Origin of the sequence: Butyrivibrio sp. VCB2001 (assembly GCF_000423965.1) — a bacterium.
In the GTDB taxonomy this organism is placed as follows: domain Bacteria; phylum Bacillota; class Clostridia; order Lachnospirales; family Lachnospiraceae; genus Butyrivibrio.
On record NZ_AUIZ01000007.1, the window covers coordinates 182276 to 193207 of the forward strand.

Below are 10932 nucleotides of genomic sequence, written 5' to 3' on the forward strand. Positions count from 1 at the left end.
CTTACTGTTTCTTACTGAATATTGTCCTCTTTTTCTTTCATCTTCTCCTGATGCTTTTTGTACATTTCTCTGCCTGCTTCACCAAGTAACAGGATGATGAGGAGCCACCAGAGATTTGGCTTCTTTGTCATATCATCAATATCCTTCAGGGTTGAATACTTGGCATCAGCTTTTAATTCACCTTCAGGTGCCTTATCAGCAAGGGCAACTTCTTCATCAGTGATATCTACTACAGCTCCTGTATATTCCTGGTTCTGAACGCTTCCTTCATTGAGGCTTGCAGGTGCGTCAGCTGTAGGAGCCATTTCATCGGTGATGTCTACAACAGGTGCTTCTGCTGCAGGTGTATTAACCTGAGCCTGTGCCTGTGCTTCCTGTGCTACAGCTGCCTGAGCAGGTGCATTATCCTGAACCTGAGCTGCTGCAGGGGTTGTAGCGGCAACAGGTGTGGCAGTTGCAACGGCTACTGCACGTGTTGCTTCACCAGGAGCTGCTGCCTCTCCATCTGAAGCAGGAGCAGCGGGAGTATCAGGTGTAACAGCTGTAGGAGTTACAAATGTTGGCTTATTGACATTATTTGCAGCTTCTTCAATCTGTGTCATGACAGCTTCTGCTGCAACAACTTTATCCTCAGCATCTTTGAGCTTCTGGTTAAGATGTGCTATTGCCTGAGCGATGCTCATATTCTGAAGACCAAGATCAGCAACGATCTGGCTATCACCAAGGATCTTAGCAACGCTGGTTGTCTTGCGTGAAGCTCTTCCTTCCTTCAGAGTATTGATGGCATCTTCCAGATTCTGTGTTTCCTGCTTAGCAGTATTTACAGCCTGCTCAGCTTTCTCAAGGGATATGTCATAGCTGTTATCATAGATATCTTTGTCAGCAGCAATGGCAGCGATATTAGCGTCACTGTAGAATGCATTAAATGCTGCATTGTCCTTTTCAATCTTTTCAATCTTTTTAGCTATAGCCTGAGCGTCTCCCTGGCTGTTCTTAAGAGCGTTCTTGATGATCTTGGATTTACCTGCATCGGTGTACAGATACTTGCTGGCATCAGCTGTGGAGGCAATCATAAGTACGTTTGCGTCATGATACAGGTTGTTCTTATTCTGGATGACCTGATGGATTGCAAGTCCATCTATCGTCATTGTACCGTTTATCTCTTTGATGGTTCCGTCTGCAATGCCTGCTGTATACTGAGCTCTTGTCATATATTCTGTTTTTCCGTCCTTCTCATAGGCGAAGACATCTAAATCTCCGTTAAGTTCCATATCCCTAAGCTGTGCATCAGTCTTACTTCCAAACTGCTTACGGAGGAAACTATCTGCACCGATTTCCTCAGCAGACTTCTCAAACATGAAGAATCCGTATGAGCCTCCCGTGCCGTCATATCTGCTGGCACCTATCGTCTTATTCATGCGGTCGAAGTTGTAATACTTTTCGACTTTATTGCCGGATTCATCTATGTAACTCAGTACGCAATAGTTATAATCCTGATGGTCAAATCCGGGTACTCGCTCCCAGTGGTAGTCACCGGGGTTAACAAGTTTTTTAGCAGATTCAAGCTCTTTATAGAGCTTAACGCCGTTGAGCTCCGGCATTACATAGCCTACAACTGCATTCTTCATAACATCACGCTGAATATCCCAGGTAGGCTTAGTGTTGGGACCGATAGTATCCATGGCATCCTTAACAGCATTTGCATTATCATGCTTATCCTGAACAGCTTCCTGAACAGCATCCAGAGCTTCAGCGAGTTTGTCAACGTTAGCCTTTGCGGTTTCAAGCTCAAGCTGTGCTTCCTGTGCATACTGTATAGCACCCTTTGCTTCATCAGTTCCGTCCAGAGCATCGTCGAGATCGTTCTCTGCCTGATCAAGATTTGCCTGTGCGGCATCAAGTGCCTTAAGTGCATCGTCGTAACTGGACTTAAGCCTGTCATATACCTGTCTCTTCATAGCAAGGTCTGTATTGCTATCAGTGATGAGCTTTGCAAGCTCAGTTTCATATCCTGCAAGAGCATCAGGATTCTCGGCGTTCTCAATCTTTTGAACCAGCTCATCAGCTTTCTTCTGAGCATCCATAGCTGTTCCGTCAGCAAGAGCGGCGATGGCTTCTGCTGACTTAACGCTGTCAGCTGCTTCTGCAAGCTCGTCCTTTACTTTTGCTGCTTCGTTCTGTGCAACTACATCTGCCGCCTCAGCATCTGAAAGCTTATCATCGGCATTAGCAATTGCTTCAGCAGCAGCATCATAGCTGGTGTCGTCTTTTGCAACCGTTGCTGCGTCAACAAGGTCTTTTTCTGCAGAGTCTACTACGCTGGGGGTAGGAGCTGCCTGTGCTTCAGGAGCTGCCTGAGCTTCGGGCGCAGGAGGAGTAACAGCTACTTCTTCGATGATCTGATCAGCTACAGTATCAACTGCAGTCTCTGCACTTTCAACTGATTCAGAAGCTGTTTCAGCTACTTCCTGAACACTGTCAGCCATATGGCTTTCTGTAACTTCAGGTGTAACTGCATGGTCTTCTGTGTTTCCATCGTCAAAAGGATGAATATCACCTTCGCTTGCATAAGCTGTCATCGGCGTAGAAAGTGCCATCATTGCTGAAATTCCTACTAAAACTGCTGATACAACTTTCTGGTTCTTTAATCCTTTTCTCATTTTTTTGTACTCCTTCTCTGATTTTTTATTCTGATAAAAGTCATATTTGATTCATTTGATCATGGTTTTAGTTATTCTTATGATTTAATTATAAAAATCCGCAATCATAAAAATCATCATAAAGTGCACTAAAATTCTGTTTTATGATATTTTTACGACTGCTTTATTTTCTCTTTATTATTCGTCATTTCCCGGGGAAAAATTATAAGTTGTATAAAATCTTAATAGAAATTTTACCCCTCTATTGTGGACTGCACCTGGGCGTAGTAATATAATTAACTTGAGGAAGAAGCCTTATTTCAGAAAGGAGATGATGCAAAGTGATCATAGTAAAAATGAATGAAACAACAGTAGAATGCAGTATCGCAGCATCAGAACTCCATGAGATCGGCCTGACTCCCGAAGCGGTTGTAAGTGGTGCAGAGAACACCACATCCTTCTTTGCACAGCTCAACAAGGAAGTTGGGGCGCAGCTTGATTATGACCCAGAGACAGAGGTCATGATGATGAGCAAGAACATGATGATGGACGGAAGCGTCCGCATATTTGCAGTTAAGATGAGTAACGACGACATTCAGAAGGCAGCTGACAGAATCCGCGGAGCAGCTGAGACCATCCTTAAGACTCTGACTCAGGAGAGGGTGGACGAGGTCAAGAAGAAGACCGGAAGAGACAAGGGCGTTGCTCTCAACGAGGTCATCACCAACGTTACCGATACCATAAACAGGATTTATGCAAAAGATTTTGAAGGCGCACTGCCGAAAGAGCCAGAGGAGAGCGATTACAGCTACCAGCCTCTTTCCGAGTACGCTAAATATATGATGGAGTTTAAGAACCTTGAGGATATCGAGAGATTCTCCAAGGTGGTTCAGAAGCTTCCAATTGTTGATTCTACTCTTTACAAGCACAAAGATACGTTCTATCTCATTGCGGGACTTATGTCCTCTGAGGAGAGCGTGATCTACGATATGAGAAGAGCAGGAGTTGAGTACTCTGAGATGCTGACGGTGAATTCACCTGAGGCAATGTTCATCGAGGAGCACGGTGAATGCATCATGAAGGAAGATGCCATTATCCATCTGGCAGATCTGGCAAAGTGATATGAACAAAAATGTTACGATACTAAATTTTTCAGGAATCTATGATCATGAGAGCTTTTATCTTCAGGATAAAAGCTCTCGTTTTGTTGATATGAAGGACATTTCGGGGACAAATGCCTACTGCGATGATAGTGCGAGGGAGGAGATCCTGGGGCGCATTTCCGGTGACCTTGAGGAAGATGGCAGGTCTTTTGCCCGGGGCATACATTTCATAGATAATGGCAACTATCATTACATCTCAGCGCTGTATACGAGCTTGGTAAAAGAGCCTTTCTCGCTGGTTGTGCTGGATCATCACCCTGACATGCAAAGGCCCATGTTTGACATTCTCTCCTGCGGCGGATGGGTGCTGGATGTTATCCAAAATAATCCGTTTGTGAGGGATATTCACATCATTGGTGCCGACAGGGGACTGATAGATGAGCTCGATGAAAAGGACAGAGAAAAGGCCAAATTTTACGATTTGGAAGATGTCTTTTTGGGGGATGCAGGGATAAGCCTTCCTAAGACTGAACATCCGGTTTATCTCTCAATTGACAAGGATGTTCTTAAGAGGGGCGAGGTCGTGACCAACTGGGATCAGGGAGAGCTTGCGGTGGATGAGCTGTTTGGGTTTGTGAGAGCTCTTTTTATTACTGAGAAGAAATGCTTTGGCCGGGATATCATCGGGGTTGATATCTGCGGAGAGTGCACGCCTGACCAGGAGGACTGCGATATTTCGAAGGCGATTGCGGGAAATGATGAGTTTAATTTGAAGATAATACAGTATTTGGGCGATTTGGTGACGGAATTGCGATGAATGTGATATCATAGAAGTGTCTTTTACTATAAAATATGCGTTTGGAGGGGATATGGAAAAGAGATTCAGAGATTATTTAAGGCATCTTGATAAGCTTGATTTTGATGTTATCTCAGAGGAAGAAATATGGGAAGAGCGCGAGGGGCTTGAGCTTAAGCTCACGGAGATCCATCAGGAGATGATGAGGCTTCTGATCCCTATGATGGCGCTTATTGTTTGTGCGTGCATTTTCCTGGCTGCGGCCTTTGGGAATTTCTTTATAGGAAGCTTTATTGCTGCGGCGGTTATGGCTCTGGCAGCAGCGTACATCGGGCTTAAATACAGGACGCTGGTCAATGTTGTAAAGCAGCTTTGCATCTATATCGACAAGCTGACTGTGAAGTGATATGAACGGTTTAAATCTTGTTCTTTCTTTAATTGCATCTATTGCTATTGTATCCGGCGTTTCGGCGCCGGATCAGGTTTCTGTTGTGATGGTCGGAGATATACTCCTTCACACTCCGGTGGAGGAAAGCGCTGCGGATGTAGATGGAAACTACAACTTCGATTTTATCTTTTCCCAAACTAAGGATTATATAGGGGCTGCCGATCTGGCCATGGTCAATCAGGAGGTCATAATCGGCGGTAAGGAGCTGGGCGTCTCGGGGTACCCGGCTTTTAATGCGCCTTACGAGATAGGTGATGCTTTGTCAAAGGCGGGATTTGATGTGGTTTGTCACGCTACGAACCATGCTCTTGATAAGGGGAAACGAGGTGTGGTTAATACGCTGGGGTATTGGCAGAGCGCTCATCCGGAGATGACTGTGGTGGGGATAAACGGATCGCAGGAGCAGAAGGATGCGGTTGACATTGTTGAGAAGAACGGCATCAGGATTGCGATTTTGAATTACACCTACGGGACCAACGGGATTTCGGCGCCGTCTGATATGTCTTTTGCAGTGGATATGCTGGACGAAGCTAAGGTGAAAAGAGATCTCGATTATGCTGAGGCTAACGCGGATTTCACCATTGTCTGCCCTCACTGGGGGACGGAGTATCTGCACGGTATTGATGGAAGCCAGAAGAAGTGGACGGAAGTTTTCAGGGCCGGCGGAGCTGACCTTGTGATAGGAACTCATCCGCATGTGATAGAGCCTGTGGAGTTTATTGAAGATGATATTCCGGGGCATGGTAACAACCATGGCGGCGGAGATATGCTTGTTTACTATTCTCTTGGGAATTTCGTGAACTGGACTTCCGGGACGGGAGCTGGGACTTGTGATCGCATGGTTGGCGGAATGGCGCAGGTCACTCTGGCAAAAGATGTATCGGGTGAAGTCAGGATTGTTGATGGTAGCGTTAAAGCGCTTGTCTGCCATGTGACCCACGAACATAACGGAGTTGCAGTTTATCCGCTATCGGACTATACTGATGAACTGGCGGCTTTGAATGCCATAAGGGAGCAAGATAGCTCTTTTACCAGACAGCAGTGCGTAGATATATGTAACAGCGTCTGGGGAAGTAATTGGAATTAGAGGTTAGGAAGATGAAGTACAAGGCAGTTATATTTGATATGGACGGAACCGTGCTCAATACCATCGAGGACATCACGGATTCGGTCAATTATATATTGGGGAAGTATGAGATTCCGCTGCGCTCGGTTGATGAGGTTAAGCACTTTGTCGGGAACGGCGCAAGGGTTCTGATGGACAAGGCGATTCCGGAGGGTGAGGCGCATCCGTTGTTTGAGCATATTCTGGCAGAGTACGAGGCTTATTATGAGCAGCACTGCAACATCAAGACCGGGCCTTATAAGCATATTCCTGAATTGCTAAAAGAACTTTCGGCGCGCGGCCATAAGCTGGCAATTGTTTCGAATAAGCCTATGGGAGCGGTTCGTGAGCTCAATAAGATTTATTTCGGCGAGTACGTGCCTGTTGCCATCGGAGTAACGGATAAGCTGCGCAGAAAGCCATACCCGGATGAATGTCTTTTTGCCATGGATGAGCTTGGCGTTACAAAAGAAGAGTGCATCTATGTGGGCGATTCCGATGTTGATTTCAAGACGGCTGTGAATACAGGGCTGAAAAGTATTTCCTGTTTGTGGGGATTTAGAACAAAAGATGAATTAATTTCTTCCGGGGTTAAGGATAATTTTTTTGTAAATGATCCGTTGGAGATTCTGAATCTGGTGTGATGTGCGCATAAATACTGAGGTTGCGGTGCTGGCAATAATCGTAAAAAAGTTTATAAATTTTTGTTGACGTTTTGGCCAGAACTTGTTATTATATAAAAGTCGTCGCGAGCGGTTAACGCTTCAGACGAACGGTTCGCGGAAGTGTCGGAATTGGCAGACGAGCAAGACTAAGGATCTTGTGATGCTTACATCGTGTGGGTTCAAGTCCCATCTTCCGCACGCGAGTTGAAGGCTCAGAAAGCTTGAGAAATCAAGTGTTCTGAGCTTTCTTTTTTGGAAAAAGGAACAATATTGTGGGGTTCCCTAAGGGTTCCCTTTACGTTTTCATCCTGCGAGTCCAGTAAATCTCTTACATTCTCCAAATAATCCTTCTGTGCAAAACTGTAAAACGCAAGATTAGTCTGTATGGAATGACCAAGCATTGCAGCCCTGTCTGCAACAGAAACATTCATTGGGATCAGTACGTTTGAATTTAGGGACATCCTGAGGGCATGGTTGTTGGTTACTTTAAAGCCTTTGGACTGGCAGAGCCTTCTGAGGAACGTCTCATAGGCATCTGTCTTGATCCATTCGCCATCCTCATGGCAGAAGATGAATTCTGAGGATATGCTTAGTCTGGCCTGAAGCTCCTTTATCTCTCCGAGTAGACCAGCAATCTTCCTTGTCAGAGGAAATTCTCTTCCGTCTTCGGATATTCCCTTTTCATTTTTGGTGCATGTGTCATAGTAATAAACTTTTTTGCCTGATTCTCTTTTTGTGAGCTGCTGGGCGTGGATATGGATAGAGTTTTCCGTAATATCCGCCCATTTAAGAGCACACAGTTCACCGGCACGGACACCAGTTTCAATGGCAAACAGTACGGCATAGCCATTGATATAATATTCGCCCCATTTCTTTTTGGTCATACGATATCTGACTTCCTGTCTGATGCTGTCGATTTCCTCAGGGGAAAGAATCTTATCCTCCGGTTTTGCCTTTCTTGTGTCGCAGGACTTCATATAAGGCTTGTTTTTCATCATAGCTGCAGGATTGGTGGAAATAATCCTGTGGGCGAATGCATAGCCGAATATGAGGTTCAGAACGCCTTTATAGCTAAAGAACGTCTTTTGCTTTGGATGATCTCTGTTCACCCATTCCTGGGTGTAGCTCTTTAATGCTGTGTCTGTGATATTGCGGATATCCTTTTTAGCCATATCCTTGGAGATAAAGCGGCTAAAATCAGCCTTGTAGTGATAAAGTGTCTGCTGATTTGGATTCTCCGTAATCTCTTTTTCATAGAGCGCAGCCTTAAAGACAGATTCCAGAGAGTAATCCTTCATTCCATTGCTGTAGAAGTTAAAGAGCTTATCCATTAACCCTTCATAGGTGGTAGCCTTTATCTTCTTGCCATCAGGCATCTTTGTGCTGTAGTAATCCTTGGGATTACCGGGAGTTGGTTCGTGATGGCTGATAGCCCTTGGCTCGCCATCTGCGGTGACATGGCTCATGAAAACAAGCCTGTCACGAAGCACTTTTTCTTTTTGTGATATCAAGTGTAGTTCATTTCTGACACCGTCTGAATCTATGATACCCAACTCAAGCTGGACGTTCAAGGACTCTTTCTGGGATTCGAGAAGCTTTATTGTTTTGTAGATATCTGCTTTGTTCTGCATATTTCCTCCGTTCTGTGCATAGAAAAAGGCACCTGATACGGAATGAATCCGCACCAAGTGCCTTGTGAATAGTTGTTGTTTAGTTGTGATAACTGCCTGATGGCAATAAAAAACAGCCCGGTAAGGACTGATTTGTAAACTGATAAACTCTGTTTTTTCAAGAGTTGTTTTCTTTTATATGCTTTTTATAAATATATTTTTATATTTTCCGGTTTATGGGTTTATCGGTTTACAACATTCAAGTTCTTCCTGAAGAAAAGGAACTTCAGATTCCATCCCTTCAGGGATATCCTTGAATTCAGGCTCTTTTACGAGTACCCATGCCTTCTGGGTGCCATAAACAGGAAATCTATGAGTTGAAATCTTCTTATAATCTGTCATCTTCTGATCCATGATGTCAGCTATAGCATTGGACTCCCACTGTGCAGGATTCTCGTAGCTCATATGATCAAGAGCTTCTTTGTAGAGCATCTTTACACATACATACTGCGGAACATGATCATCAAGGAAATTTCTGATTGCTGTTTCCATAGGATCTTCGGGAGAGTGTTTATCCTGCACTCTAAGAAGATCACCATATAATTCTTTGGGAAGAGTGAGGCTATAGTCACCGGATTTATAAATCTCCATGATTTCAGCCCATAACTGCTCGATATATGCTCTTGAGGCTGCTTCATTGTCAAGGATGTGGCACTCAGCATCTTCCATGTGAACCTCTATAGGGAGGAAACGTCTATTGCCGGACTTATCCATTGGAAGGAACTGAGTCTTATTTGATGTGCCTGCAAAAACGCACTGTCTGGGATGATCTACTGCTACTGTATCGTAGGGAGTTCGATAATTATCGCTCTGTCTGCTGATAAAAGACTTGGTTTCCTCAACTACCTTGGCATTTAGGATTGCCAGCATCTCAGGCATCTCCACAATCCAATGTCCCTGCAAGCGCTGGAAAACTCTGTCATCATCGAGTTTTTTGAGATCATCAGTAAAATATCTGTCTTCCATAGCAAGGAAGCGTAGGAAGGTTGATTTACCAGCTCCCTGACCTCCTACAAGGCAAAGCATAAGCTCGAATTTACATCCCGGATTAAATACTCTTGCAACTGCTCCTAACATGAAAACTTTAAGTGATGCTGTAGATAATTCAGTTTTCTCTACCCCTAGAAAGTGATGAAGTGCATCCGGAAGTCTGGACTGTCCATCCCAGGAAAGAGATAACAGCTTTTCTCTTATCGGGTGATAGCTGTTATCGCTGGCAACAACGCTCACTGCTCTTGAGATATGCTTATCCACCTTTAGTCCGTAGATGGATTCGATATAAGTTATGATATGATTGAGGTCATTGTCACAGTAAGCAGTTCCATAGCGTTTCCATCCCAGAGGGCGGCAGATATCAATCTTGTCACTGAACTCGTTGTAACGTATCGCTCCAGCAAAGAGAGGGTCATGCTTTAGGACAAGCTGACAGTTATAATTGCTCTGTTTGATATTTCCTTTAGCATCACGTTCAAAGAGTTCATCAAGAGTATTGTTATTGTTATCATCGGCTTCACTGTTTATGGCTTCTTCGGAAACTGCTTTGGTATTTTCAGCATTAAGAATTGCTTTTATCTGAGCTATCTGCTCATCAGTTAATTTCTGTAAGTCTAAATTTGACATGTTCTATTTCTCCTTTGTAATTGTTAATAAATTCAATCTGTTCAGGCCTGGATCCGAAGGTCAGCTCATCTATCATCCAGTCAATCTTGTTCAGATTCTTGATTGCTTCTTCAAAGAGAGGACTACAGGAATCAAGTCCATCAATGGACTTGGGAGCATAATCCTGCCTGAAGGTTCGGAGTTTTTCTCTGTACTGATGCAGAATGAAAAGGGCGTCGCGAACGTAAAGGTCGATTTCTTTTCTGAGCAGATATTCATTGTTTCTCTGAACAATTGTGTTGTTTTCCTTCTTGGAATATGCGGGTAAGCATCCGTGTGGTGAGTCATCAGTGATCACATTGAAATCTGATGCTATCTTTTTTGCTGCTTCAAGTGGTGACAGCCCAAATAACTTACCCACGAAATCAATGACATCCCCGGTTGCCCCACATCCAAAACAGTAGAAGCGGATATCGACTTTCATGCTTGGGGTTTTGTCATTGTGAAACGGGCAATTACATAGCCCGCTCCGATTGACTTTGATTCCATAAAAAGAAGCTGCGTCCATAACAGACACAGCCCCCTTGACTGACTTAAAGATATTCATTTTGTTATAACCTCCTTATCGTTCCATGTCGTGGGAACGCTTTTTGCCAGGAGTATGTTCCTGTACTTTCTGATGTCCCTTGACCTGGACTTCTTCAAGAGACGCCTCAGTGATGCATCTGATCTTATAGGCTTTTGAAGCTATTGCTTCGAGATCCTTGCATGTGAGCTTCATGGTATCGAGCTCAGTGCTAAGCTGTTTCTGCTCCTCACGCAATCCTTTCCAGTCATGTTCTGCATCGCCCCAAAACTCAGCAATCTTTCTTTTGGAGAGATGATACTGATTGATCTCTTTGGAGTG

General features: G+C 44.3%; 10 protein-coding genes and 1 tRNA gene. 6 read left to right on the forward strand and 5 right to left on the reverse strand.

Going from position 1 to position 10932, the window contains the following annotated elements; genetic code table 11:
- Window positions 1-11 precede the first annotated feature (11 nt).
- Window positions 12-2660 carry a hypothetical protein gene (locus G589_RS0109605; protein WP_026521984.1) on the reverse strand — a complete coding sequence of 883 codons (2649 nt, stop codon included), beginning with the start codon at window positions 2658-2660 and terminating at the stop codon, window positions 12-14.
- 320 nt (window positions 2661-2980) lie between these two features.
- Between G589_RS0109605 and G589_RS0109610 the strand changes: the two genes are divergently transcribed.
- The 6 genes from G589_RS0109610 to G589_RS0109635 all read left to right on the forward strand — a co-directional run bounded on the left by G589_RS0109610 (window position 2981) and on the right by G589_RS0109635 (window position 6954).
- On the forward strand, window positions 2981-3760 hold the full coding sequence (locus G589_RS0109610) for an adaptor protein MecA (RefSeq protein ID WP_026521985.1): 780 nt from the start codon (window positions 2981-2983) through the stop codon (window positions 3758-3760).
- A gap of 1 nt (window position 3761) precedes the next feature.
- A complete protein-coding gene (locus G589_RS19470) occupies window positions 3762-4559 on the forward strand; it encodes a hypothetical protein (RefSeq protein WP_051192292.1) in 798 nt (265 codons plus the stop codon).
- A gap of 52 nt (window positions 4560-4611) precedes the next feature.
- Window positions 4612-4944, forward strand: coding sequence for a hypothetical protein (locus G589_RS0109620; RefSeq protein ID WP_026521986.1), 333 nt, complete (start codon window positions 4612-4614; stop codon window positions 4942-4944).
- Between the two features lies 1 nt (window position 4945).
- Window positions 4946-6073, forward strand: a complete 1128-nt coding sequence (locus G589_RS19475) for a CapA family protein (RefSeq protein WP_051192293.1) — start codon at window positions 4946-4948, stop codon at window positions 6071-6073.
- Window positions 6064-6735, forward strand: a complete 672-nt coding sequence (locus G589_RS0109630) for an HAD family hydrolase (protein WP_242826439.1) — start codon at window positions 6064-6066, stop codon at window positions 6733-6735. Before G589_RS19475 ends, G589_RS0109630 begins: the two co-directional genes overlap by 10 nt.
- 135 nt (window positions 6736-6870) lie before the next feature.
- Window positions 6871-6954, forward strand: a tRNA-Leu gene (locus G589_RS0109635).
- Window positions 6955-6968: 14 nt separating this feature from the next.
- Here the strand turns inward: G589_RS0109635 and G589_RS0109640 are convergent.
- The 4 genes from G589_RS0109640 to G589_RS22110 all read right to left on the reverse strand — a co-directional run.
- Window positions 6969-8387 (reverse strand): tyrosine-type recombinase/integrase, encoded by a 1419-nt coding sequence (locus tag G589_RS0109640; protein WP_026521988.1) that lies wholly within the window; start codon window positions 8385-8387, stop codon window positions 6969-6971.
- Window positions 8388-8600: 213 nt separating this feature from the next.
- The gene (locus G589_RS19480; RefSeq protein WP_051192294.1) at window positions 8601-10046 is read right to left on the reverse strand and encodes a virulence-associated E family protein; all 1446 of its coding nucleotides are present in this window, start codon (window positions 10044-10046) and stop codon (window positions 8601-8603) included.
- The gene (locus G589_RS19485) at window positions 10015-10632 is read right to left on the reverse strand and encodes a CHC2 zinc finger domain-containing protein (RefSeq protein ID WP_051192295.1); all 618 of its coding nucleotides are present in this window, start codon (window positions 10630-10632) and stop codon (window positions 10015-10017) included. Before G589_RS19485 ends, G589_RS19480 begins: the two co-directional genes overlap by 32 nt.
- 15 nt (window positions 10633-10647) lie before the next feature.
- Window positions 10648-10932: hypothetical protein (locus tag G589_RS22110; RefSeq protein ID WP_026521989.1), on the reverse strand; the 285-nt coding region annotated here is incomplete at its 5' end.